This is a genomic window from Mesorhizobium denitrificans, from assembly GCF_003403035.1.
GTDB lineage: Bacteria > Pseudomonadota > Alphaproteobacteria > Rhizobiales > Rhizobiaceae > Mesorhizobium_G > Mesorhizobium_G denitrificans.
This window is the reverse complement of record NZ_QURN01000013.1, coordinates 17,863-42,455: the sequence shown is the minus strand read 5'-3', so window position 1 is coordinate 42,455 and position 24,593 is coordinate 17,863. Positions and strand designations below refer to the sequence as shown.

Genomic DNA, 24,593 nt, shown 5'->3' with positions numbered 1-24,593 from the left:
GTATCGGGTATCCCTGCTGCCAGACAGATAGTTTGATCGAGCCTCGTACAGCGCCGAGAGCGCCTGAAGAACGGAGAAAGCACGGATGGAAAAAGGTCGTGGTCACGAAGGCCATTCAGGCAGCGGAATGTACGGCCGTTTTGCGGTCGAGCTCGCGGTCGACTTCGTCATCATGTACCTCGTCATGTACACGATGATCGCCACGCTCGATGATTTCTATCCCAACCTCAACAACGTCTACATGACGCTTATGATGGTGGCGCCGATGGCGATCGTCATGCTGGTCTCCATGCGTTCGATGTTCCCGTCGCGCAATGCAAACCTGGCGATCATCGCAGTGGCGGCCGCGGTGCTCGCGGGCAGCTTCTACGGCATGCGGGCGCAGGCAGCGATCGATGACGAGGAGTTCCTACGGGCTATGATCCCGCATCACTCCGGTGCGGTGCTTATGTGCGAACAGGCCAGCCTCAAGGATCCAGAAATCATCGAGCTGTGCGGGCAGATCGTTCCCGCCCAACAGGAAGAAATCGCCGTGATGAAAGCTATTCTCGAGCGAATTTAGAACAGACGTCGGCGCTAGAGCCTTTCGCATTTAGGTTGACTTATAGCCTGCGTTTTCGATGTAGTTTTGGCATTCCGTCGCTGTGACGGCCTCGAGGGTTTGGGCGATTGCGTTGTGAACGGCTTCGACAGTTCGTGTGGCGGCGCGGCGCATGAAGTGCTTGAACTTGGCGAACAGTTGCTCGATCGGATTGAGGTCGGGGCTGTAGGGCGGCAGGAAGAAGAGCCTTGCGCCGGCGGCCCTGACGATGTCGCGGACGGCAACGCCCTTGTGGGAGCCGAGATTGTCGAGCACGACGATGTCGCCCGGCTTCAAGGTTTTGATGAGTTGGGTTTCGACATAGAGGCGGAAGGCCTCGCCGTTGATGGGTCCATTGAGGACCCAAGGCGCATCAACGCGATCATGCCGGAGCGCGGCGATGAAGGTCATGGTCTTCCAATGGCCATAGGGCGCGTGGGCGACAAGGCGCTTGCCGCGCGCGCTCCAGCCACGCAGCGGCGTCATGTTGGTCTTCACCCAGGTCTCGTCGATGAAGACCAGGCGTGTTGGATCAATGCGGGTCTGATAGCGGGTCCACTGCGCGCGTCGGCGCTTAAGCTTCGGCCTGAGCTGCTCGGCCGGCAGAACGGTTTTTTTTGAAGCTCTTGCCCTCGCGATGCAGGAAGCGGCCGACGCTGGCAGGGTGGATGTGCAGACCGCGGGCGGCCAGCGCCGCCGTCAGCTGGTGAAGCGTAACATTCGGATCGCGCTCGACTTCGCCCAGGACGAATAAACGATGCTCCCCGCTGATCAGATAGGGCCGGTGGCCGCCCATCTTGCCGGGCGCCGCGCTGCCCAGACGGCGCTTGCGCGCCGCCCACTTGATCACGCTCGATACGGCAATCTGAATAGCCCCTAGATTTTTGGACACCTTCTTCCCTAATTTTGAGGCAAGGAGGCCCGGATGCGGTCTGGCAATTTCACTGAAGATTTCAAGCGCGATGCGGTCGCACAGATCACCGAGCGTGGTTATCCGGTTGCTGAGGTGTCGCAGCGGCTGGGCGTGAGCCCACACTCGCTCTACGCGTGGAAGAAGAAGTTCTCGAAGCCATCAGGAGGCGATGAGGATCAGGCGGCAGAGATACGTCGTCTGAAGAAGGAACTGGCGCGCGTCACCGAGGAGCGCGACATCCTAAAAAAAGCCACCGCGTATTTCGCCAAGGATGCAAAGTGAGATACGCGTTTGTTGCCGAGCATCGCCACCAGTTCACGGTGCGTGCGATGTGCCGCTGCCTGCGCATCCGACCCAGCGGGTTTTACGCCTGGCTGAAGAACCCGCTGAGCAAACGGGCTCGGGAAGATGCCCGTCAGACCGAGCTTCTGAGCAAGGCCTGGAAGGAAAGCGGCAGGGTCTACGGCTATCGCAAACTGCATGACGATCTCCTTGATCAGGGCGAGACCAGTTGCGCCAACCGCATCGCTCGTCTCGCCAGGATGGCCGGGATCAAGGCGCAGATCGGCTACAAGCGTCGGCCTGGCTCCTATGGTGGCAAGCCGTCGGTCGTGGTCGACAACACCCTTGCCCGGCAGTTCGATGTCGATGCGCCGGACAGGGCGTGGGTGACAGACATCACCTACATCCGGACCGAGGAGGGCTTTGCCTATCTGGCCGTGGTGATCGACCTGTTCTCGCGCCGCGTCATCGGCTGGTCATTGCAGAGCCGGCAGACCACCGACGTCGTGCTGCAGGCATTGCTTATGGCGGTGTGGCGTCGAAGGCCGAAGAGCAGCGTCCTGGTCCATTCGGATCAGGGCTCGCAATTCACCAGCATGGACTGGGCGGCCTTCCTGAAGCACCACAAACTGGAGCATTCGATGAGCCGACGCGGAAACTGCCACGACAACGCTGTGGCAGAGAGCTTCTTCAATCTCCTCAAGCGCGAGAGGATCAGGCGCAGGACCTACCGAACACGCGACGAGGCAAGGCAGGACGTGTTCGACTACATCGAGATGTTCTACAACCCAAGGCGCAAGCACGTCAGGAACGGGATGCTGTCACCCGTCGAGTTCGAACGGCAGCAGGAAATGTAACCCAAGGGTGTCCACGAAACTCGGGGCTATTCAACCTTCAATGCCGCCGCCACCTCGTAGCTCGTCTCGCCTGCTTCAAGGCGGGCCAACGCCCGCTCCCGCAGATCCATCGAATAAGTCGTCGCCATCCGTCCCGACCTCCAACGGTCGGAACATCGAATCTGATTTGCGCCTTCTTGGGAATCCGGATTCCGTCAAAATGCAAACCGCTCTAGGGCGGACAGACTCCGCCGGCTTCCTGGTTACCCCAAGAGCCACCATGACAAAGGCAGGATGATTGCGAGCAGGATCGGTTGGTGCACCAGATAGATTGGAAGGCTCCTTCTGCCCATCCACGCGAATGTCCGGGCAAACCTGCTGGGATGGGCCTGCTGCACAAGACGGGTTTTGACAGGCCAAGCGGAGGTCCATTTCATAGCGGCCATTCCAAGCAGCGTCAGGCCGACCCAAGGGAAAACCGGCACAAAGTCGTTACTGGGCGGGGGCTGCGCGGCAAAGCCAATCCAGGCCAGCCACCTCATGTCGAAGGTCGAGGATTCCAGCACGAGGGGCAGGATGAGAACCAGAGTGCCAACGGCTAGACAGATCAGTGCCGAGGCTCCGAGGAAGAGTGCCCCGATGAGCGTCGCAACCGCGATGGCGTGGAGAATCCCGAAATAGACAAAGTTGGCCGGGAATGCGAGACGGGTGACGACTGTAATCGCCGCCGCCGCCAGGAGAATCGTCCCGAGACGCCGGGAAAACGAGCCCCAACGGATCTCGCCACGGTGCGCCAGGACAAGACTCACCCCCACGAGGACCATGAATGTCCCTGCTAGGCTGCGGCCAAACACTAGCCATGCCGGGTGCCTTGCCACACCGTCGATGAGGCCGGCGAATTCGAGATCCCAGACGACGTGAAACAATACGACACCGCCGATGGCGATGCCGCGGATGATGTCTATCGTGGGAATGCGTTGCAATCGATCCAATCCGACGTCCCTCAAGCCAACCGGCAATCTACAAGCTCATCCCGGTTGAGGTTCGATCCCCTGGGCGAAATCAGGTCGGCGCCGTCACTGGAACGCGCTGTCTTCAGACCGCTGTCGCTGCGCAGCAGCCAGCCGCCGCATGCCCCACCACGCGACCGGAGCGAGCAGAACGACGCTCGCCATGCCGGGGAAATAGGCAAGTGGCGAGGGCGCGAACCATGGGAACACGACGAAGTGTGCGAGTTCGGTGATGCCCATGGCAGCGAAGAAGGTCCACGCGAGATAGGTTCCGAACCGATATCCGCGCCCCATCGCCCATGGAATGAGTAACCAGGCTCCGACCGAGAGCAGAAGCAGCAACACGACCTCCCAGGAAGCAACCTCGGGTTTCTGGACTCCGGTTATCGCTGACAGCCTGTCGAAGAAGCCGGACAGATATTCTTCGATACGGTGGAGAATGAAGAGCACCAGGGTGAGAAAATACGGGATCTTGATCGCGCTGAAAGCCACCGTCGCCGGGAAGAGCAGCCAGAGAAGAAAGCCGCCCAAAAAGCCCGAAGTGAAAATCAGCATGGTCCAAAAGCCGAAGGCAGCATAACCCAGAGCGAGAACGGCCAGGGTGAACAGCAAGGCTGTGAGCACGGTTGCGGGATGCTTGCTCACAGGATTTCGCAGTCCTCTTGTGATTCCCAATCAGGGTTGCCCCACATGCCGGCCTCCGTGGTCAGCCGCCTTGACCGGTCCGGGTCACTTCGCTCTCGACAAGATTGAGAAGTTGTTGCGGACCGAAGGACTCCATGCTCTTGCCGTTGACGAAGAAGGTCGGCGTCTGCTCCACTCCAAGCGTCTTCACATCCTTTGTGTCCTGGTCGAGCACCGCCGCGATCTCGACAGACGACAGATCGCCGCGGGCGCGCTCCACATCCAGGCCAGCCGAAGCCGCCGCTTGCCAGGCACGGTCGAGATTGGGGCTACCGTGCAGCGCCCATTCGGGCTGAGCGGCGAGCAGGGCTTCCAGCACGGGCTCGAAGAGATCTTGCCGGCGGGCAGCTTCGAGGATGCCGACCGCCTGATCCGACCCCTCGTGGAAAGCCGCATAGCGCAGCACGAGCCTGACATCCTCGGGGTACTGCGCAAGGATGTTCTTGACGATTGGGTAGAAGGCCCGACAAGCTTCACAGGACGGATCGAAGAATTCGACGATGGTGACCGAAGCATCCGCCTTCCCGATCACGGGCGAGTGCGGGCGCATATAGACGTCGCTACCGTCCGGGCCGGCGCCCTCCTGAGCGTTGCGACCACTTCTGTCGTAGTAGAATGCTGACGCTCCGAAAATGGCAGCAGCGGCGGCAGCGGCGGAAATGACGATAGTCTGTCGACGGTTCATCGGAAAACTCCAGGGCGGCACAAGGTGAGAAGCCCGGCTATGGCCGTGAAGCAGAGCAGCGAGATCAGAGGCAGCGGCATACCGCCCATGATCGTCATCGCATCGCCCGAGCAGGACGGGCCGTTGCGGGCGCAGGGGACTATGGCCTCCTCGATGAGGCCGAAATAGAGCAGGGTATGGAAGCCGGCGACCGCCATGCCGAAGCCTGCAAGCGGCAGGGCGTAGAGCTTGATCGCGGGATCGAGCCTGAACACCGCGATTCCGAGGATGATGGCAAGCGGGAACATGAACACGCGCTGGAACCAGCAGAGGTTGCAGGGCGGCTGGCCCAGAATCTCTCCGATGAACAGCGCGGCAAATGTGGCCGCGACCGCAATCAGCCATGCCAGGAACAGGCACCAGGTATTGCGCTGGTCGACCGTCTGATTCGAGACCTTGTTCAGCATCTGCACAGCGTCAGACCTCGCTACGAGCTGACAAGCCGGCGCAGCTTCTGCAGCCTGGTTTCGCGCGGCTCATGCATGTCGAGAATGCCACCGAAGCTCCCGTCGCCTTTGATGAGATAGACGCCGGTGGTGTGATCCATCGTGTACTGCCCACCCTCCAGGGGGACCTTCTTCGCATAGGCGGAGAAAGCCTTTAGCGCTGTCTCCGTCTCCTCAGACGATCCTCGCAACGCGGTGATGCGGCTGTCGAACGAGGTCATGTAGCTCGCCAGAAGCTCCTGCGTGTCGCGTTCCGAATCCACGGTAATGAACAGCACCTCGAACTTATCAGCGTCCGCACCCAGTTCCGACATCAGGTCGGTCAGTTCGAACAATGTCGTCGGGCAGATTTCGGGACAGTGAGTGAACCCGAAGAAGACGAGGTAGGGCCGTCCGGCCAGCGATCGATTGTCGAGCCGCTCTCCCTCGTGCGACGTCAGCGAGAATGGCCCGCCGACCCGAGCTGTTCCGGTCGAGGCTTCGGCAGGAGCTTGCTGTTCCGACAGCTGTGTCGATACCAGCAGGAAGCCGGCAAGTACGATGACTACTCCCCACACACAGATGCGGAAGAGCCTAACCCGGTTCATGGCGTGTGACCGCCATGATCGTCAGCTCGGTCCGGCTCCTTCGCTGCGTTCCTTTGAACCACGAATTCGACCCTGACAGAGCCGGCACGCGCAAACTCCAGCGTCGCCTCGATGCGGTCACCTTCGGCAAAGGGCCGAGCAGGTTTGATGAACATCAGATGCGCGCCACCTGGCGCAAGATCGACGGACGCGCCGGGCGCGATTTCGATACCATCGGGAAGCGACCGCATGCGCGCCACGCCACCCTCGATGCTCATTTGATGAATCTCGATCCGTTCGGCCAGAGGCGTCGATCCACCGACCAGGGTGTCGGCTTCCGGTCCCGCATTGGTCAAAGTAAGGTATGCACCCATGACCGGAGCGGCGGCCGGAGCGATGCGCGACCACGGATGGCCGATCCTGATATCGCCCGCCGAGAAGTCGTGCGCCGATGCGGCCGAGGAAGACAGTATCGTGATCGACGCAAGGCCTAATGCGATGGCGACTTTGTTGAAACAGGACAAGCCGCTTCCTCCATATGTTCTCTTTGCTGGTGGGTCTTGTGCATCCAGAACGCCTCCCGGCACAGTCCGCACATCGCCGCACATCTTCCCGATCAGGTCTCGCGAATGCCCTTCCATGCGAGCAGCCGCATCGCATTTGCCGTCACCAGAACCGTGGCGCCGGTGTCGGCCAGGATCGCCGGCCAGAGCCCGGTCACGCCGAGCACCGTGGTGACGAGGAACACCGCCTTGAGCCCGAGCGAGATGGTGATGTTCTGGAGGATGTTGCGCATCGTGGCGCGCGAGAGAGCGACCATGTTCGCCACGTCCTTCACGCGGCCATGCAGCACGGCCGCGTCCGCTGTTTCCAACGCCACATCGGTCCCACTGCCCATGGCGATACCGATGTCGGCGGCGGCGAGGGCTGGGGCGTCATTGATGCCGTCGCCGACCTTGGCGACGAACTTGCCGGATGCGCGCATCTCGCCGACGATGCGCTGCTTGTCCTGCGGCATGAGTTCTGCCTTAGCCTCCATCCCGAGCGAGGCGGCGATGGCGTTGGCGGTGCGGGTATTGTCGCCGGTCAGCATGACGGCATCCGCTCCGAGCCTGGCCAACGCGGCGATGCCCTCCTTCGCATCCTCGCGTGGCTCATCCCGCATGGCGATCAACCCGGTTATCTCGTCGCCCGCAAGCAGCACCGACACCGTCTTGCCCTCGTCGTTGAGGGCGGCGATCCGTGCCGAGAGCGTGTCGTCGAGGGCTATCTTTTCCGCCGCCGCACGCGGCGATGCCAGGAAGAGTTCGATACCGTCGACCTTGCCGACGACACCCTTGCCGCCGACAGCTCCTGCATCGGTGGCGCTCCCGACCAGTACGTTGTCGGTCGCCGCCCTCGCCAGGATGGCGACGGCAAGCGGGTGGCTCGAACCGGCCTCGAGCGCCGCGGCAAGCCGCAGGACCTCTTTCTCGTCACGCGCTACGCCGATTATGTCCGTGACCTTCGGCTTGCCCTCGGTGAGCGTGCCCGTCTTGTCGAAAGCGACGCGGTCGACCTTGCCCAGGTTTTCCAGAACCGCGCCGCCCTTCATCAACAGCCCGCGGCGCGCGCCGGCCGAGAGTGCCGCAGCGATCGCCGCCGGCGTCGAGATGACAAGCGCGCACGGGCAACCGATCAGCAGCACTGCGAGTCCGCGGTAGATCCAGGTATTCCATTCCGCGCCGCCAAGCAGCGGCGGAAGGATCGCGATCAGCGCGGCGACGACCATGACGCCGGGCGTGTAGTATTTGGAGAAACGGTCAATGAACCGCTCGGTCGGGGCCTTCGATTCCTGCGCCTCCTCAACCAACGCGATGATGCGAGAAATGGTGTTGTCAGCCGCTGCTGCAGTGACACGAACCCGAAGCACGCCTTCCTGGTTCACCGTTCCCGCAAATACCTTGTCTCCGACTTCCTTCCGCTTCGGGATGGACTCGCCTGTCACCGGCGCTTCATCGACCGCGCTCTCTCCGGATTCGACGATGCCGTCCGCCGGCACGCGGTCTCCTGGGCGGACAAGCACGAGCGAATCGACGCTCAGGCTGTCTGCCGGAACGGTCTGCGTCGTCCCGTCTAGTTCCAGAAGAGCAGTCCTGGGCATCAGCGTCGCCAAGGCACGGATGCTGGCGCGCGCGCGTCCGGTCGCGATGCCTTCGAGCAGTTCGCCGATCAGGAACAGGACAACGACAACCGCGGCCTCCTCGGCCGCATTGATGATGACGGCGCCCACCGCCGCGACCGTCATTAGGGTCTCGATGGAGAACGGGCTTCCGTTCATAGCTCCGGATAACGCACGCCGCGCGATGGGAATGAGGCCCACGGCCATGGCCACGATGAAACCCCAGGGCTGCGTCTGCGGATAAAGCTGGCCAATTCCAAAGGCGACCGCCAGCGCGAGGAAGCAGACAATGGTCAGCCTTGCCTTTGACGTGCTCCACCAGGGGCCGTCTTGGGGACCGTGATCGTGACCGTGCATGCCCTCCAGCGCGTCCGATGTCTTTTTCGGCGCTGTTTCGTGCGCACCAGGTTGAGCATCTTTTCCGTGATCGTCTTTTTGGCCGTGTTTGTGGTCATGTGCGGCATGATCATGGCTACAGCCTGGCCTATGCGCGCCGTCGCCGTGCTCGGTCTCGCCGACCGACCCAGTCTTTGCCGTGACGGGCGCAATCAGCGCTGCCCTGTATCCTAAGCTGCCGACCTTGCGCGCGAGCGCTTCGAGGTCGACCGTATCGCCATGCTTCACCGTCATCGTGCCTGCGACGACGGAAACACTGACATCGGCGACATCGGGAATGCGTCGGACCGCCTTGTCGATCTTGGAGGCGCAACTCGCGCAATCCATGCCCTCCACCCTGAAGCGGGTCTGGCGTTCTGCAACGGTCATCCGTTCTACTCCATCTCTCTCAGGAGCAGACGCATACGACCTCTAGCAGCTAGAGGGTCAAGACTTTTGTTCATGAATCTCGCCCAAATCGTGCGCCAGATTGGCTCATTGGCAAACCAAGGCTTCTCCAGAATAGTCCCGGTCCCGAGGAGCTATCGTCAGAGATGGAAAATTGCTCTCATTCTCGTTTGGCCGTCAGATTTTCAGGCTTTGCGTCATTGTTGTCGTTACCGCTCAACTCGGGTTTTCTGGCGCGTTGCTGAGTTCGATGGGCCTTTCCCGATACCTGTGGCTCGCGGATCTCGCCTATTCATACGACCCCACCTCCTGGTGGCCGGCATAGTGCTCTCGTGGTCGGCCTGGCGCTGCCGCGACGGTCGACGAAGGTCGCTGGAACAATCGCGCTCGTGTTGGCTGCCATTCCCTTTCTTTTCTTGCCGCCGCCGGCGCCGTCTACTGCGGGAACGCCCGTCAGCGTCGTCGCCGCCAACGTTTATGTCCACAATCCCGACCCGGCGGATTTCCTGGCAATCCCCGCTGTGGCGAGTGCCGACATCCTCGTACTGCAGGAAGTGACCTCGACCTGGCAGGGTGCGTTGCTGGCCAGCGGTCGGTGGGCCTTCGAGAGCAGCCGCGACCTTGAGAGCAACACCGACATGAATCTCCTCAGCCGGTTCCCCATTCTGGACGCGCGGACCGTTTTCTCCCGAGAGCACGGATACCGGCGGCAGATATGCTGTTCGGTTCGAGCTGCTCGTGAACGAACGCACGGTCATTGTCTATGCGGTCCATCCACAGACGCCGCGAAGCACGCGCATGTGGCGGCAACGAGCGGCGTATCTCCGCGACCTGGAACGGGCACTGAGAGCCGAGCCGACCGACGCGCGGGTCATCGTCGCCGGGGACTGGAACACGCCGCCCTGGTCGCCTTTTTTCAGGGATTTTCTGTCCTCGACCGGATACCGAACGACAGAGGCGCGCTGGTGGCCGGCACCGACACGATTCAGCATCCGCCTGTGGTCACTGACTCAAATCGGTACGCCGATCGACCGCATCGTCGTGTCGCCGAATGTGGGACTTAGCGAATTGCTCATGGGTCCGACGTTCGGTTCGAACCATCTGCCGGTCATCGCGCGCCTGTCGATCCTGCGGTGAAATTCCGATAGTCTGTCGCTGGCCAAGCCGAGACGAGCCCGTCTTCTTTTGGCCCGCATGGAGTTAGGTAGACGATGGGGCTCAAGAAAGCAGCATGTGCTCTTTTCGTAGCGGTCGGGATATCCGCAGCAGATGATGCGGCAGCGAGCTCTCCGACCGGCGTTTTCCTGTGGTATCCCGATCAGGCGGAGCTGCCGTCTCCGGAGGACTGTAAAGCACTGGTCAGCCGCGTGAGACCGTCACGAGAAAAAGCTGAAGCATGGCTCTGGGGACGTGTCCCGCAAGACTCGGAGCTGGAATTCTATCTCTTTCTCTCGCAAGACAGAATGGAGCCCACCTTTTCGGCGGAAGGGGACTACGACTCGGGCAAGTTGCGCCTGGGCCGGACGGTCGGCGCCGAGACCGCCTTCGAGTTGATCCCCGACGATCACCCGACGATCACAATAAAAGGGTCCATCACTGCGCCGACGGGAAGCCCCGTTCTGACCGTGCTGCTGCGTGACGTGCCGTCGACCGATTCGCCGGCCGACAGAGTGACCTATTACTGCCGGTTCACGGACGAAGAAACGGAGGCTTAAGACGACATTGTGTTGGAACGAGCGCGATGCGGGCTACCAGCATGGTCTTTCCCTGTTATCATAGGCCACAAAGACCCAGCTTGTTAGTCGTCACCAATTCGCCAAGGTGTATCAGATCTTCACGAGCATTGCCGTCAGGTACATGAACCCTACGCCAACGGCGAGCCCCGCCAACACGGGCATAGATCCGAGAGCGGCGCTGGCGCCTCCGCGGCTGCGCACCAGCAGCGCACCGACCTCTAAGATGACCTGGAGGATCGCACCGGCGCCGATCGCCAGCGCCAGCGCCGACCATTGCGGTGCATAGGCAAGGCTGCCGATCCAGATGCCCACGACAGCCGGCCCGCCTGCCAGCAGCGCAAGAGCCGCGAACGCCCACAGCGGCGGTCTCACCTTCAGGATTGGGGCAGCGATGCCGATGCCCTCGGTGATGTTGTGGAGCGTGAAGCCGATCACAAGGAACGTTCCGAGCCCTGCGGCGCCTGCCGCGAAGGCGGCGCCAATGGCCAGCCCTTCGCCAAGGTTGTGGAGGCCGATGCCGAGCGCGATGTAAGTCGCGAGCGCCACTCCCGTCGGACTGCCTTGCCGCCGCGAGACCGCCATCAGGATGAGGAAGCTCGCCGCCGCCGTCAGCACGACCATGGCCTGGCCCTGGAAGATCGCAGCCGCCTGCGATGCGAACTCAAGCGAATCCTCCAAGGTATCGACGATCAGGAAGCCGAGCAGGCCGACAGTCATGGCCAGCAGGAAATCCATGGTCGCGGGTCCCGCGCCGCGAAGCGCCGGGTAGAACATTAGCCCGATGGCGACTGGCAGGATGCCGACGAACGCGCCGAGAATGGCCTGCGATACGAGGTTGCCTGAGGTGACGGATGGAGTCGCCACGGCTACTGGTATGGGGTGATCGAACGTCGCGCCGGTGTTGGTTACGAAGGTGACGAGATGGGCCTCTCCCGTCACCCACGGAAACGGCAGGCTAAGCCATGCCGTCTCGCCTCTGGCGATCTGTCCGGACGGTTCCTGCACGAATTCCCAATAGGCCGCATCGACCTGCACCTGCGCGATCGTCATCGGCTCGGAGCCGCCGGCGCGGACCAGCAAACGTAACCCGTTGTGGTCGAGGATCGTCCGCTCGACGGTCAGGGATTCCACCGGCGGCGCGCCATTGTCGAATCGGGAGAGGGGATTGGTGGCGGTCAGCCACCAGATCGCGGCAGCCAGCACAGCGAGCGGCAGGATCACCCAGATCGCCGGCTGCCAGCGTGAGCCTTTCGGCAGGGCCACCGTGACGGCACTCGGGTCAGTCGTGAAGTTCTCGTTCATGACACCGCCTCGACGACGTCGAACATCCCCATCCAGCCGAGCTCGGTGAACTCCGACTGGTGGGCGTGGAACATGTAAAGGCCTGGCTCGTGGTCGGCGAAGGTGAACTCCAGGATGCCCCGCTGCGCCTGGCACTGCATGATGACGTCGACGGTTTTCAGCGTCGGCGTCAGCGTGGTGCCTTGGTCGTAATAGTCGAAGAAGTTTGCATGCAAGTGAAACGAATTGATCGGGTCGAACTCGGTGATGTTCACGAGGTAGACGCGCACCGGACGGTGCTTCTCGATCCTGATCGGTTTCTCGGCGTAGCAGTGTGCGATCGTGTTGCAGGCGTAGAACTCGTTCTCGCCGTCGAAGGTGGTGTCGAAGGCGTTCATCACCATGGCAAGCTCCTGCCAGCGGGCGTTTTCCGGCGTGCCGAGCAGCCGGGATCGCGCCACATCTGCAAGGTCAGGATGACGGTCGGGGTCCGGGTCGACGACGAACAGCCCGTACATGCCCTTGTGGATATGCCGCGCCAACGGCAGTGCATGGCAATGATAGAGGTGGCAGCCGAAGGGCTTCGCCTCGAACTCGTAGATGAACTCCTCACCGGGCCCGATCAACCCCGCGCCGGGAACGCCGTCCATGCGCGCGGCATGAATCCCATGGAAGTGCATCGAGTGGGGGTGAGAACCATCGTTGCGGAAGACGATGCGCAACTGCTCGCCTTCAATCGCCCTTAGTGCTGGTCCGGGAACCCGACCATTGAACGTCCAGGCCGGGAACATGACGCCCGGCGCGATCTCGATTTCCTTGTCTTCCGCCGTGACCTCGAAGGTCCGCAGCCGCCGGCCGTCGGGCAAGGTGGAAACGGTGCCCGTGTCCCAGTCGGTCAGCATGGCGGTCGGATCGAAGCCGTTTCGGACATCGTCGACGTCGCCGACCGTGATCATTGCGCCATGAGCGACACGATGCGCCGGGACGACCGAGTTGGCGTCGGCCTGCGCTGTACCGCCGCCATGTCCGGCCGGGTGGGCAGTTTGGCCAAGGGCAGTGCGCGCGGTGAAAGCGGCCCCGCCGGCGGCCAAAAGACCGGCGCCCAGGAACCCTCTACGTCTGAGATCGAACGGTAGCCAGCTTCTCATCAGAATCCCTCTTAGCTATTGCAATTAAGAGAAGCACGACATCTGAAAGATAGCAATGGCTATGTTTATCCGCCTGTCTCTGCGATTTGAGAGCAGCGCGCTAGGAATGACCTATAGCCTCGGCTAAGATATTTTCCGATTTGCGGAATGCGCAGGACGAGGGAAGCCGGATGAATGATCGGACGACAGCCGATGAGACCCATGTTGGGCTGGTGGACGCCGGCACGCATGTCGAGAGCTTCCGACAGACCCGCAGCAACCGGCGAACCGAACTTGTAGAGGATTATGTGGAGCTCATCGCCGATCTGATCGATCATGACGGCGAGGCCCGCCAGGTCGATATTGCCCAGAGGCTCGGCGTCGCGCAGCCCACGGTCGCCAAGATGCTGAAGCGTCTTGCGACAGAGGGATTGATCCAGCAGCGGCGCTATCGTGGAGTATTTCTGACGGAGGAGGGTAAGGAACTCGCACGCGTGAGCCGCGAGCGGCATCAGGTCGTTGAATCCTTCTTGTGCGCGCTCGGGATCAGTCCCGAGACCGCGAGGATCGACGCGGAAGGCATCGAACACCATGTTAGCGCCGAGACGCTCGAAGCGTTCCGGGTGTACCTGAAGCGGTAGAGACCATGCTCATACTCGCCAAACGCGGTAGCGGCGGGAAAAGCATGTGGTGGCGTTTTCCTCCGTGTCCCCTCCGCTATCGATGACCGTTATGTCACCTGGCCGCTCGCACGTGCATGTGGCGACGCATCCCAGTTGCATCTGCGATGGATGATATCGCCATTCTTGGCGGGCTATTCACCGTCGCGTTCATCGCGGCCACGATTCTCCCGGCTCAGTCGGAAACCGCGCTCGTGGGGCTGCTGGTCGCCGGAATGCAATCACCGGTCCTCCTCGTCGCTGTAGCAAGCCTCGGCAATGTGCTCGGCGCAGTGGTCAATTGGTCGCTCGGTCGGGGGGTTGAGCGCTTTCGTGACAAGCGCTGGTTTCCGGTAAGCCCGGCAGCACTCGACCGTGCCACCGGCTGGTATCGTCGCTGGGGACGTTGGAGCCTTCTGCTGAGCTGGGCGCCGATCGGTGGCGATGCGCTGACGGTGGCAGCCGGCATTCTTCGTGAACCGCTATGGAGCTTTCTGGTGCTCGTTACGATCGCCAAGACGGGTCGATATATCTTGCTGGCACTGGCGACCTTCGGACTGATCGGGTCGTAGTGGCTCAATGTTCCGTCTTGCACAACTCGTGGTTCGCCAGGGACTGGATCACGTAACAATCCTTGACCTGGTCTCCATGGCAGCGTGTCGCGATGCGACTCAGCTCCTGCTCGAGCAGCCGAAGCTTTGCGATCTTGTCGCGGACGGCCTCTAATTGGCGAACGGCGATGTTATCCGCATCGGCGCATGGAAGTTCCGGATGGGCACTCAGGTCGAGCAACTCGCGAATGGCCTCGATCGTAAAACCCAGATCGCGGGCATGCTTGATGAAGGACAAGCGATCGCGATCACGAGCTTCGTAACGCCGTTGATTGCCTTCCGATCGCTCAGCGGCCGCCATTAGGCCCATCTGTTCGTAGTAGCGGATGGTTGGAACCTTCACCCCTGTCCGACGCGATAATTCTCCAATGGTCAGCATTGTAGACCTCCAGTTCCTATAGATTGTCACAAGGACGCTGATTTGCAATCGCGTTCATTTGCCGCATTCTTGATCGGGCACCGTTCATCGATCGGCCCAAATTCTGGCAAAGGCTGATGTTCTCGGCGAAATTGGGGGAAGAGCAACGATGAACTGGGCGTGTCGGAGAGCAATTTCGAGTCTGATCGTACCAGTCGTTGTCGCTAGCGCTTCTGCAACGGCTTCTGCCGGCCCGATCGATCACATCAATCCGCCAGCAGAGTTGGTCGTGGAGCACGCCGAACTGGCACTGGCAGGCTTAGATGGTGGCAAGGTGGAAGGTTATGTGACCATCTGGAATGGGACGGCCGTTCAGGCGAGCCTAGCTTCGATTGAGAGTGAAGCGTTCGGCACCATCGTGATTCTGCAAACGGACTTTCGTACGGGCGAAACCAGCGTAGCCCCCGGAATCGTGCAGATCCCCGGACACGCAGAACTATCGATGCGGCGCGGTGGCATTCGCCTTGCGCTGAAGGCACCGGTACATTATTGGGACACGGATATACGGTAGGCATGGCAATCAAGCCTGATTGCTGCGCAGCGGCAGATACCCATCGGTGTCGAGCGGCAAGGTTTCGGACCAGATGTAGTCGCCGGTGATGTTGATGTGGTCCCAGCCGAGCGGAGAAAGGCGGGCCGTGATTGTGTCTTCGATCTTCGCTCCTCGTGACTTCGTTTCCTTCAGTATCCGTCCAAGGTAGCGGCAGTTGAACAGGACAATGGCGGCCGTGACGAGGTTGAGTGCGGCTGCTCTGCTTGACTGGTTTTCTTGGCCGCGATCCCGGAAACGCCCCAGACGATGGAAAGCGATCGCCCTGGAGAGGGAGTTCCGCGCCTCCCCCTTGTTGAGTTCCGTCGTGACGAGTCTACGCAGGCCAGGATCTTCGAACCAGCGCAAGGTGAACAGCGTGCGCTCGATCCGGCCGATCTCGCGCAGCGCGGCGGCAAGACTGTTCTGCTGCCGATACGCCGAGAGCTTCCTCAGGATCAATGAAGGCGTGACGGCCTTGTGCCGCAGCGCATGGATCACTCTCTGGATTTCGTCCCAGTGCGCGCGGATCAACTGCGGGTTCAGCCGATTCCCGAATAAGGGCGCGAGAGCACCGTATTTTGACTTGGGTTCGAATGCATAGAGCTTGCGGTCCGAGAGGCGCGGGATGCGGGGCTCGAACGACAGGCCGAGCAGATGCATGACGGCGAAGACGATATCCGAGACACCGCCGCCATCGACATGAAAGGCGGCAATATCGACGCCGCTCTCGTGACCCAGGATGCCGTCAAGGGAATGCACGGCCTCGCTTGCGGTGCCGGCGATCACCTTCTGGTGGAGCGGGGCATACCTGTCGGTGATCGTGGTGTAGATCTTGACGATCGGATCCCGCCCGTAGTGGGCGTTGACGGCGCCACCTGCTTCACCCGGCCCGCCGAGATAGAATGCTTGTCCATCTGCCGATGCGCGCCAGCCTTCGCCGAACCAGGCGGCGATCGGCTCCGCGTGAATGGCGTCCGTCAAGTTGGCAAGAGCCGCGCGGAAGGTTTCTTCGCGCATGTGCCACATCTGCATGCGCAGGAGAGCACGCCGTGATCCCGCGCCGCTGACTTCAGCCATTCGGGACAGGCCGAGATTCGTCGCTTCCGCGATCAGGGTCGCCATGAACGCCCGCATGTCGGTTGGCGGCAGGCCCGTCGAGACATGCGTAAAATGCTCCGCAAAACCTGTCCACAGATTGATCTGATCGAGAAGATCGGTGATGCGGACGTGGGGCATCATGCGGTAAAGGGCGCCGATGGCGGCCGCGCTATCGTCGTGCTCGCCGTCACCCTGATCCTTCGGGAAGCGCAGCCGCCCGCCCGCGAACAGCATCGGTTCCCTGGCCGCGAAGCCCTCGGCCACTGACAGCAAGGCGGTATCCAGTATCGAAGCACGCGCGTGCAGGTATGTGTCCGCGTCGACGTCTGGATGTGCCTGCAACGCGTTGCTGTCCGCCTTGTCATTAGCCAGAAGGTCATCCAGCGACCGATGGATACGTGAGGTCGGAACCCATACGATTCCGCTCGCCAATGCGTTTGCTAGGCCGAAGTATGTCGCAAGCTCGTAGCATGTGCGGTCAATCGAACCGTTTGTGAAGACATGACGTCGCCAGCGCCGCTCGATATGGGCGAGCGGTATTGTCTCTGGCAGTCGCCGGCGTTTGTCTCCGCCGATTTCCGCAAGAACAGCGACGGCATCCAGCAACGGTTTGGCGACGCGGCTGCCCTCGAACGCAGAAACAGCAGCCCCGGCAGGTCTATGCTGCAATCTTTGCCGACGATGAAACGCTTATCTCTGACGAAGCCGAGCTGGAGTTCGATTTCGCGTCCGAGAACCCGCGCGAGCGCGAGCTATCGCGCAACTTCCTGCTATCCCGGGCTGCAGACGCCTATAACAATCAGACCGTCTTCCTGAAGCTGCGTACGCGCATCGGCAAGACCAGCCATTTCGAAGATCACGCTTCACAGCCATTGTTGCTGAAACGCGGGATCAGCACAGATTTCGATTTCTGAGGTGCCGATGTCGACCCTTGATGACAAGATCAACGAGCATTTTGCCGGTTTCGTGGTTCGCAAGGACCTGGTGAAGGCCGTGAAGGGGAATGCCATTGTTCCCACCTATGTGCTCGAATACCTGCTCGGCCAATACTGCGCCACCGACGACGAGGCCTCGATTGCGACAGGCATCGAGACGGTCAAGGATATCCTGCGTAAACATTACGTCCATCGTTCCGAAGCGGGGCTGGTCCAGTCGACGATCAAGGAGCGCGGCCGCTACAAGGTCATCGATCAGGTCAGCGTAGCGCTGAATGAAAAGACCGATGCCTATGAGGCCGTGTTCGAGAACCTTGGGATCAAACGGGTTGCGATCGATAGCGCCACGGTCAAAGCGCATCCGAAACTACTGGTTACCGGTATCTGGTGCATCGCCGAGGTGCAGTACGAGTTCTCGGAAGAAAGCCGGATCTCTCCTTGGATCATCGACACGCTGAAACCGATCCAGATCGCCCGCGTCGACTATGACGGGTATCGCGAGACGCGTGGCAAGTTCACCACCGAGGAATGGATTGATCTTCTGATCCAGAGCATCGGCTTTGATCCGTCTATGTTTGGGCGCCGGTCGAAACTTTTGCAACTGTTGCGTCTGATCCCTTTCGTCGAACGCAACTACAACCTCATTGAGCTTGGCCCCAAAGGGACGGGAAAATCGCATATTTATTCTGAGTTTTCACCCCATGGTCAGTTGATCTCCGGCGGTGAAATCACGGTTCCCAAGCTCTTCGTGAACAACTCCAATGGGCGGATTGGGTTGGTTGGCTATTGGGATGTCGTCGCCTTTGACGAATTTGCCGGTCGTGAGAAGACTGCCAACAAGGCGCTTGTCGATATCATGAAGAACTACATGGCGAACAAGCAGTTCTCGCGCGGGGTAAATCCGATGGGCGCTGAGGCCAGTTTCGCCTTCGTCGGCAATACCGATCATAATGTCCCCTGGATGCTGAAGAATACTGACCTGTTCGAGGCTCTGCCGCCGCAGTTCCACGACAGCGCCTTTATCGATCGCCTGCATGCCTATCTCCCCGGATGGGAGGTCGACATCATTCGAGGCGAGATGTTCACATCTGGCTACGGGTTCATCGTCGACTATCTGGCCGAAATCCTGCGTCACCTGCGTGCCGAGGACTTCTCGCACCGGCCGGATCGCTACTTCACCGTACCCGTTCAGACCCATATCCGGGACCGTGCAGCCATCAGCAAAACCATGTCGGGCCTGTTGAAGCTGATCTTCCCGAATGGAGGCGAGACGGAAGCTGAGGTTGAAGAGCTGCTGCGGTTTGCGATTGAATGCCGCAAGCGGGTGAAGGACCAGCTCCTGCGGATCGACAGCACCTTTGAGAGCGCGGATTTCCATTACATCGCGTCGGATGGAGCAAAGCGCGCTGTCACCACGCTGGAGGAAGAAGAGTTTCCCCAGTTCTACCATCGGCGGTCCGCCGGCGATGTGGATGACAGCGCGGATCAATCTGAGATCGTGCCGATTTCGGCGGAGCCCGCGTCAACGGCGGCTGCCTCCGCAGCGCCTATTATTGCCGCTGCCCCTGCTTTTTTCCCGAAGCCCGGACATGTCGTTTTCACGGAAAACCGCAAGGGCATCAGTTTCGACAAGATCTTTGGTCCCTGGACGGATGGAGCGTCGCGGATCATCATCACCGATCCTTATATCCGGAAGTTCCATCAGGCACGCAACGTGATGGAACTGATCGAGATGCTGATTCGGCGCAAACAGCCCGAAGATCAAGTCGCAGTGCATCTTGTCACTGCTCCGGACGATGGGAACATTCAGGAGCAACGGGAATGCCTGGACGGGATTGCCGAGGCCTGCACTGGCACAGGCGTTGATTTCACGTGGGCCTTTGATGGAACCGGGACGCTTCATGCACGCGATATCACGACGGACACCGGCTGGAAGATGGTTCTGGACCGTGGCTTGGATATTTTTCAGCCGACACCCCGAAAGATGAATGGTTTTTCGCTGGGGGAACGAATGCAGGAACACCGTATGATCCGTGGATTTTATGTGACCTATGTCGAGAGGTCATGAAAGCTTGCAAATTGCGCGTAACACTATGAATAGTGCCTAACAGTGCCCGGGGCATCGAGGCACCTACGTGGCCATTGGTCCAGAATTGCCAAACACACACATGGGCGTGGCGTTGTAGTGGTCGTCTCGGTAGAAGAATATGAATGGCTCTCCGTGCAATCTGGACGCGCGGATATTCCAGCATCCAGTTGCGCAATGCCCTTGCGGATATCGGCCAGTTCGTCCTCGTCCCCGATCATCAAAATAACTAAAGTCCGACGCAAGTTATCTGAGGTGGTGACTACCGCCAGGCAGTCGCAGGTTTTGGCATTGGGGGTTGCGAAGACGAAGCACATTCCATCCTAATGCCCGTGCGAGACCAGTTCGTAGTCTATCAAAGATTTGCAGCAGAGCCAGCTTCGGGCAATCAGATCCAGAGCGGATTCCGACATCATGGTTGGGCAACGATCGATTTCAAATTTGACCCCGATCTGTATCTGAAGGTTCGACTTTTTCTTTGAAAATGCAGCAAACGCTGCCGTTAGCCATTCGGGCTGGTATTTGATGGGGTCCTTCCCGGGAAGGCCCGTACGCAGATCGAACTCCGCAATGCTGTCGATGAAAGGCACCGACCGTTGAGTAGGATATCTACGCTGGATTGCACGTAAGGCCGGGGTGGCCAAAGGTTCTATCGAGAGGACCTCAGATTCCATTTGGGCAAGTATGTCGCCTATCAGATCGCGAAAGCCACGTTCACCGAGATCGATCAGAGTCCGACGAAACTGACGATTTATAGAATTGGGGATGGTGATCATCGTGTCGACTACTGTGCCCAATCCTAGCGTAATATGGGGATGTTGGGTATGTAGTTCGGCACCCTTGGAGGTACGGAGCGACAGGTAATCCCATACCCGATCCTCGTCTCGTCCGGTTATCGCTCCTCGACCCGGGATGGTCGGATCCATACCCAGCTCGTTTACCAGCCGATTATCATTCCGGAGAGACGCCATCGCAAGCTTCAGAACGCGCCTGCCTTCAAGATATGAGTAATCGGATGTCTTCCTGAACGGAAATCCCGCGAACTCGGTCAACGTTCCGGATGAAAAGTTCTCATCGTTGATCATGCGCGCCTCCAACGCTTCGAAGTATTCGGCCGCTTCCTGTGCCCAGATACTGCCAGGGTGTGAGCGGAGCCATCGATATAGACGCGACCACGTGGTTGAGATTGCCCCTTCAGAGGTCTTCGCTGGCGTGGAATGAGCGGTAATAGCCAGGGCAGTGATCCTGGTGAAACCGAGTTTCTGGGCAATCCGGACATGACGCCGGATCTGATCTGCAGTCAGTGGCGCATTGATTTTAACCTCAACGACGACACACCAGTCTTCCCCATTGTGAATCCAGGCGTCAGGAATGCCGCGTCGGTCGTTCTCTTCCTGCTCGGGTTCTTCTGGCTTACCGGGAATCGTCTGCACGCTGACGGAAAGCTCGCTTGCCTTCTGGCTGCGTCCGGATTTCACGAATTGCTGCAGGAAGCTTGCCAGAAGAGTGCGATCCCGATCCAGTGCAGTGAAGAACGCATGCGTCAGACGATTTTCGGCGTGACGGTATTGATCAAAGATGTTCCGCAATAACCCTCAGGCCTCCCTGTGGGTAGGTGTGGCGCTTTCTACTGCGCTTGTAAACTACTGACTGAGTATCCGAGGTGCGTATTCAGCATTTGGTGCTTCTTGACGTCCACCCCGTCGCAATGGTCGCGACAGGTGCAAGACCGTTGGGGACGTTTACCTCGTGAAGCCCTGCAATCACATGATTTCGTTGACCTGATCGATTTACTGGAAACGCACTCCACTACGGCAAATTGGCGCGGTCCTTCTGGATGGCCTTTTCGAACCAACCCGGAACTGCGGTGACCTGTGTGTCGTAGATGTTTCCGGGAACATTCTGCCAGAACGAAACGATAGCGTCAGAGAAGGCCTGCAGCTGATCGTCGCTTACTTTTAGATGCGTGTGGTCACGATATTCCATGTTTGAGAGAGCCCGCTCGGAACCCTCGAACGGATCGGGCAGATATTCCGGATATCGGCTCTTCAGATCCTCGAGGGAATCGCCTTTGCCGTGTTTGTAGACATTGACCACACGGCGGCATGCATCGAGCTTGTTGAAATAATCCGTGGTTCGGACAGGCCAGCCCAGGCTCTCTAATAACTCGGCGACCTGATCAAAATTGACCGACCACATTTTCGCGGCGGCAACATCACCATGATGCCAGTGCCTAATCTCCCGAGCCAGCCACCCACGTAACTGCTTGTCCCACTCATGGAACATCCCAGCGACAACGCTCAGGCGAGTGTTCTCGCGCATATCACTCAGGAGACCGTAAAACTCGATCCCGACGTCGTTTGCCGCCTCATAGAAGCTACCCTCGTCATGTCGGTCCGGATCAAAGTATCGACCGCGCTCTTCAAGCCACTCCTCGCCTGCCTTGTCGGCTTCAGGTTCGATATTGCCGAACTGCGAAAGCAAGCGCTTCTGCGCCTGTTCGACATAGAATTCATGTCTCCTGATCAGGGATTGCCGAAAATCCTCCCACATCTGAAACAAGGTATATGTCATGCCGTTATCACCTCTTCGGGCTTCAACCCTTGGGCCGCGGTGCCGGTGATTTCTTCGCCGAGGCGTGGTTTCCTGTTGTCAGCTTCATGCGAATGCGCATGCTGCCGCCTTCGGGCTGCTCCAGGTCGAAAGCATTCGTCTTCCGCACCAGATCGCTCAACTTGCGAAAGCCAAACGTTCGCGGGTCGAAATCGGAAGCCATGTTGGCAAGCTGTTTACCGATGACACCAAGCGAAACCCAGCCGTCCTCACTCTCCATCTGGGCGATCACCTTCTTGATGGTCGGCGTCGCGGCACTTGGCGGTTTCAGGGCTTTGCTTTCCGGGGTTGTTTCCTGATTGGCGGCATGTTCCGCCACAGACAAGTTTTCCGTGTAAATGAATCGGCGGCAGGCCTGACGGAAGCTTTCAGGTGTTTTCTGCTCCCCGAAACCGAAGACGTCGACGCCTTGCTCGCGGATGCGGGCCGCAAGCCGGGTGAAATCGCTATCGGAGGAAACCAGGCAGAAGCCGTCAAATCGCCCGCTGTGCAGCAGGTCCATGGCGTCGATCACCAGCGTAATATCAGAAGCGTTCTTGCCCGTCGTGTACGCGAACTGCTGCTGAGGGATGATGGCATGTTTCGACAGGATGTCTGCCCATCCTTTCGAGCGTGCGCTGGAAAAATCGCCGTATATGCGACGGACGCTGGCCTCCCCGATCTTGGCGATCTCTTCAAACAAGCCGTCGGCAATCTTCGACGAGGCGTTGTCGGCGTCGATCAGGACGGCGAGGCGTGGGGATCGGGTTTCTGACGACATGGTGGTCTCCAACTGGCGACAGATTCTGTTCGGCTGTTCACCGTGTCAACTTGGCACTCACGGGCTAAGAATCCAGGATACGTAGCCCGTCTCGCCGCGCCGTCTGATCTCGGCCTTGTCGCAATAATCGCAACAGCCACGGAAATGCCGGGTTTTCGCTTTGGTGCCGAACGCCCAATCCAGAATCCTGACTGAGAGGCTGCGCCGCACCGTCGTCTTCGGCCCTTGAAAATACTCCGAGATAGCGGCCCGCATGCAGGACCGGGCCTTCATCAGTTCGGCGACCTGGTCAATCTGGTGATAGCGCTGCTCCAGCATCTTCTCCCGGTCGAACGTGGGAACCTTTGACGATTCAACCGTCTTCTCGGCCATGAAACGCAGTCTCGATATGTCGCGGCCGATGCTCGAGCCATTGTGGAACATCACCGCTACCGAAGGCTTTCCATCCCGCCCCGCGCGGCCGAATTCCTGCAACTGATCTTCAACGGAAGCGGACTGTTGCCAATGGATCACGAGGTGGACGTTTGGGACATCGAGACCCATGCCAAAGGCGTTCGTGCAAATAATTTGGTCGACGGGCGGCTTGCTCTGGCCCAGGAAGCGCTTGACGAGTTCCTGTCGCTCCCACGCGTTGCCTAACCTGGAGTGATAGAAGGGTACTTCCGGCCCAAGATTCCGAAGAGTGGCTTGCAGTTCCAAGCCGACCTTAGTGGACGGGACAAACACCATGGCCTTCTGCCTTTGGAGTTGCGGCAGCCGAAGAAGAGAGGCAATTTCCTCCGCTCGCTTTTCGGTCGCGCATCGCCACCGGAGCAACGCGATATTCGGTCTGTCTACATCTCGAACAAAGACGTCGGCGTCTTCGATGCCCAGCGATTTGAGGATGCGCTGCTGCATCTCGCGACCAGCGGTGGCCGTGAACGCCAATACGGGTGGCGAGCCCAGTTTCTCACGGACTTCCTTGAGGCGTCCGTATTCCCGCCGGAAATCCCGGCCCCATTGGTCAACGCAATGGGCTTCGTCGACGACAATAAATGATGGCTTCGTCTGTTTCAGGCGAGCGCGTTCATCCTCGCTCCGCACGAAAAAGCGCTCGGGAGCCAGATACAGCAATTTGATCGCGCCACGACCCAGAAGGGAAAACCGCGATTGCTTCTCGTCAGGGCTCAAATCACTGTTTACGAAAGTGGCCGGGATTTTCTTGGTGAGGAGATCGGAGACCTGTTCCGACATCAGGGTCTTGAGAGGGCTGACGACCATCGTCAGGCCGCGTCGGAGCACGGCAGGTAGTTGGAAGCAGAGCGTCTTGCCGGAACCAGTCGGGCTGACAACCAGGATCGATTTTCCGGACAACGCAGCCAGAACGATCGGCAACTGGCCCTGCCGGAAGCGATCCAGTCCGAACAGGCGGAGAGTAGGGCCGAAATTACCTACGCCCTCGGAAACCTGGCCATCCGTGTCCAGCCATCGAGCCAGCCTGACTGCCCATTTCTCGATAACCCGCCTTGCAAGACCGCCGGCGAGATTCGGATGATGGGCGGCATGGCAGCCGTCGCAAAGCGTGACCAGATTCGAGAGCTCGTCGGTTCCGCCCATCGATCTGGGCAGCAGGTGATGAACGTCGGCTTCCGACGACTTCAGCGGGGTCGAACAGGAGACGCAGCGGTAATCGTCACGCTTGAGAACATGGAGGCGTATTTCCCGCCACGGATCAGTGGCAACAGGTTGATCCATTTTCTGCTTGCGTCCAAG

Annotated in this window: 25 protein-coding genes; 9 read left to right on the top strand and 16 right to left on the bottom strand. The window is 59.8% G+C overall.

Translation table 11 applies throughout. The annotated features are described in order from the left end of the window. Nucleotides 1-85 precede the first annotated feature (85 nt). A complete protein-coding gene (locus DY251_RS16060) occupies nucleotides 86-562 on the top strand; it encodes a DUF305 domain-containing protein (RefSeq protein WP_116624934.1) in 477 nt (158 codons plus the stop codon). Between the two features lie 30 nt (nucleotides 563-592). Here DY251_RS16060 and DY251_RS21975 read toward each other — a convergent pair. Beyond that, a protein-coding gene (locus tag DY251_RS21975; RefSeq protein ID WP_425373311.1) for an IS630 family transposase occupies nucleotides 593-1,520 on the bottom strand; the annotation gives its coding sequence in 2 pieces (ribosomal slippage) (nucleotides 593-1,199 and nucleotides 1,198-1,520; 930 coding nt in all). Between DY251_RS21975 and DY251_RS16045 the strand changes: the two genes are divergently transcribed. Further along, a protein-coding gene (locus tag DY251_RS16045) for an IS3 family transposase (protein ID WP_116624931.1) occupies nucleotides 1,506-2,632 on the top strand; the annotation gives its coding sequence in 2 pieces (ribosomal slippage) (nucleotides 1,506-1,746 and nucleotides 1,746-2,632; 1,128 coding nt in all). The two genes, DY251_RS21975 and DY251_RS16045, sit on opposite strands and share 15 nt — an antisense overlap. A gap of 242 nt (nucleotides 2,633-2,874) precedes the next feature. Here DY251_RS16045 and DY251_RS16040 read toward each other — a convergent pair. The 7 genes from DY251_RS16040 to DY251_RS16010 all read right to left on the bottom strand — a co-directional run bounded on the left by DY251_RS16040 (nucleotide 2,875) and on the right by DY251_RS16010 (nucleotide 8,967). After that, nucleotides 2,875-3,603: a heparan-alpha-glucosaminide N-acetyltransferase gene (locus DY251_RS16040; protein ID WP_116625015.1), complete on the bottom strand. Its 729-nt coding sequence runs from the start codon at nucleotides 3,601-3,603 to the stop codon at nucleotides 2,875-2,877. Between the two features lie 84 nt (nucleotides 3,604-3,687). Beyond that, entirely contained in the window at nucleotides 3,688-4,266 is a 579-nt protein-coding gene (locus DY251_RS16035; RefSeq protein ID WP_245416000.1) for a hypothetical protein, read from the bottom strand. 61 nt (nucleotides 4,267-4,327) lie between these two features. Further along, nucleotides 4,328-4,990, bottom strand: a complete 663-nt coding sequence (locus tag DY251_RS16030; RefSeq protein WP_116624930.1) for a DsbA family protein — start codon at nucleotides 4,988-4,990, stop codon at nucleotides 4,328-4,330. Next, nucleotides 4,987-5,436 (bottom strand): disulfide bond formation protein B, encoded by a 450-nt coding sequence (locus DY251_RS16025; protein WP_116624929.1) that lies wholly within the window; start codon nucleotides 5,434-5,436, stop codon nucleotides 4,987-4,989. Before DY251_RS16025 ends, DY251_RS16030 begins: the two co-directional genes overlap by 4 nt. A gap of 20 nt (nucleotides 5,437-5,456) precedes the next feature. Further along, nucleotides 5,457-6,062 carry an SCO family protein gene (locus tag DY251_RS16020; protein WP_116624928.1) on the bottom strand — a complete coding sequence of 202 codons (606 nt, stop codon included), beginning with the start codon at nucleotides 6,060-6,062 and terminating at the stop codon, nucleotides 5,457-5,459. Then, on the bottom strand, nucleotides 6,059-6,565 hold the full coding sequence (locus DY251_RS16015) for a copper chaperone PCu(A)C (protein WP_245415999.1): 507 nt from the start codon (nucleotides 6,563-6,565) through the stop codon (nucleotides 6,059-6,061). Before DY251_RS16015 ends, DY251_RS16020 begins: the two co-directional genes overlap by 4 nt. A 92-nt stretch (nucleotides 6,566-6,657) precedes the next feature. Then, a complete protein-coding gene (locus DY251_RS16010) occupies nucleotides 6,658-8,967 on the bottom strand; it encodes a heavy metal translocating P-type ATPase (protein WP_116624927.1) in 2,310 nt (769 codons plus the stop codon). Between the two features lie 756 nt (nucleotides 8,968-9,723). Between DY251_RS16010 and DY251_RS21790 the strand changes: the two genes are divergently transcribed. Continuing rightward, nucleotides 9,724-10,122: an endonuclease/exonuclease/phosphatase family protein gene (locus DY251_RS21790; RefSeq protein ID WP_245415998.1), complete on the top strand. Its 399-nt coding sequence runs from the start codon at nucleotides 9,724-9,726 to the stop codon at nucleotides 10,120-10,122. A gap of 74 nt (nucleotides 10,123-10,196) precedes the next feature. Beyond that, nucleotides 10,197-10,700, top strand: coding sequence for a hypothetical protein (locus DY251_RS16000; protein ID WP_245415997.1), 504 nt, complete (start codon nucleotides 10,197-10,199; stop codon nucleotides 10,698-10,700). A 111-nt stretch (nucleotides 10,701-10,811) separates the two neighbouring features. Here DY251_RS16000 and DY251_RS15995 read toward each other — a convergent pair whose 3' ends face one another. Together DY251_RS15995 and DY251_RS15990 are read right to left on the bottom strand one after the other, a co-directional pair. Next, a complete protein-coding gene (locus tag DY251_RS15995; RefSeq protein ID WP_116624926.1) occupies nucleotides 10,812-12,023 on the bottom strand; it encodes a ZIP family metal transporter in 1,212 nt (403 codons plus the stop codon). After that, nucleotides 12,020-13,150: a multicopper oxidase domain-containing protein gene (locus DY251_RS15990; protein ID WP_116624925.1), complete on the bottom strand. Its 1,131-nt coding sequence runs from the start codon at nucleotides 13,148-13,150 to the stop codon at nucleotides 12,020-12,022. The genes DY251_RS15995 and DY251_RS15990 overlap by 4 nt, the downstream gene beginning before the upstream one ends. Before the next feature lie 170 nt (nucleotides 13,151-13,320). Here DY251_RS15990 and mntR point away from each other — a divergent pair, with 170 nt between their 5' ends. Beyond that, on the top strand, nucleotides 13,321-13,770 hold the full coding sequence (gene mntR, locus DY251_RS15985; protein WP_116624924.1) for a manganese-binding transcriptional regulator MntR: 450 nt from the start codon (nucleotides 13,321-13,323) through the stop codon (nucleotides 13,768-13,770). 146 nt (nucleotides 13,771-13,916) lie between these two features. Then, the gene (locus DY251_RS15980; protein ID WP_116624923.1) at nucleotides 13,917-14,360 is read left to right on the top strand and encodes a YqaA family protein; all 444 of its coding nucleotides are present in this window, start codon (nucleotides 13,917-13,919) and stop codon (nucleotides 14,358-14,360) included. A 4-nt stretch (nucleotides 14,361-14,364) separates the two neighbouring features. Here DY251_RS15980 and DY251_RS15975 read toward each other — a convergent pair whose 3' ends face one another. Next, entirely contained in the window at nucleotides 14,365-14,778 is a 414-nt protein-coding gene (locus DY251_RS15975) for a MerR family transcriptional regulator (RefSeq protein ID WP_116624922.1), read from the bottom strand. A gap of 148 nt (nucleotides 14,779-14,926) precedes the next feature. On the opposite strand from DY251_RS15975, the gene DY251_RS15970 reads away from it, so the two are divergent. Beyond that, nucleotides 14,927-15,328 carry a copper chaperone PCu(A)C gene (locus DY251_RS15970; protein ID WP_116624921.1) on the top strand — a complete coding sequence of 134 codons (402 nt, stop codon included), beginning with the start codon at nucleotides 14,927-14,929 and terminating at the stop codon, nucleotides 15,326-15,328. Between the two features lie 9 nt (nucleotides 15,329-15,337). Here the strand turns inward: DY251_RS15970 and DY251_RS15965 are convergent, their stop codons facing one another. Then, nucleotides 15,338-17,053, bottom strand: coding sequence for a Tn3 family transposase (locus DY251_RS15965; protein ID WP_245415996.1), 1,716 nt, complete (start codon nucleotides 17,051-17,053; stop codon nucleotides 15,338-15,340). Between DY251_RS15965 and DY251_RS15960 the strand changes: the two genes are divergently transcribed. Both DY251_RS15960 and brxL read left to right on the top strand, forming a co-directional pair. Next, entirely contained in the window at nucleotides 16,987-17,361 is a 375-nt protein-coding gene (locus tag DY251_RS15960) for a hypothetical protein (RefSeq protein WP_245416009.1), read from the top strand. The two genes, DY251_RS15965 and DY251_RS15960, sit on opposite strands and share 67 nt — an antisense overlap. Nucleotides 17,362-17,368: 7 nt before the next feature. Next, nucleotides 17,369-19,450 (top strand): BREX system Lon protease-like protein BrxL, encoded by a 2,082-nt coding sequence (brxL, locus tag DY251_RS15955; protein ID WP_116624920.1) that lies wholly within the window; start codon nucleotides 17,369-17,371, stop codon nucleotides 19,448-19,450. Nucleotides 19,451-19,791: 341 nt separating this feature from the next. Here brxL and DY251_RS21325 read toward each other — a convergent pair whose 3' ends face one another. The 4 genes from DY251_RS21325 to DY251_RS15930 form a co-directional block, all read right to left on the bottom strand. Beyond that, entirely contained in the window at nucleotides 19,792-21,057 is a 1,266-nt protein-coding gene (locus DY251_RS21325) for a hypothetical protein (RefSeq protein WP_147307446.1), read from the bottom strand. A 220-nt stretch (nucleotides 21,058-21,277) separates the two neighbouring features. Then, nucleotides 21,278-22,042, bottom strand: a complete 765-nt coding sequence (locus DY251_RS15940; protein WP_116624917.1) for a hypothetical protein — start codon at nucleotides 22,040-22,042, stop codon at nucleotides 21,278-21,280. Nucleotides 22,043-22,064: 22 nt separating this feature from the next. Further along, nucleotides 22,065-22,841: an NYN domain-containing protein gene (locus tag DY251_RS15935; RefSeq protein ID WP_116624916.1), complete on the bottom strand. Its 777-nt coding sequence runs from the start codon at nucleotides 22,839-22,841 to the stop codon at nucleotides 22,065-22,067. A gap of 57 nt (nucleotides 22,842-22,898) precedes the next feature. Continuing rightward, nucleotides 22,899-24,575 carry a RecQ family ATP-dependent DNA helicase gene (locus tag DY251_RS15930; protein WP_116624915.1) on the bottom strand — a complete coding sequence of 559 codons (1,677 nt, stop codon included), beginning with the start codon at nucleotides 24,573-24,575 and terminating at the stop codon, nucleotides 22,899-22,901. Between the last annotated feature and the right edge of the window lie 18 nt (nucleotides 24,576-24,593).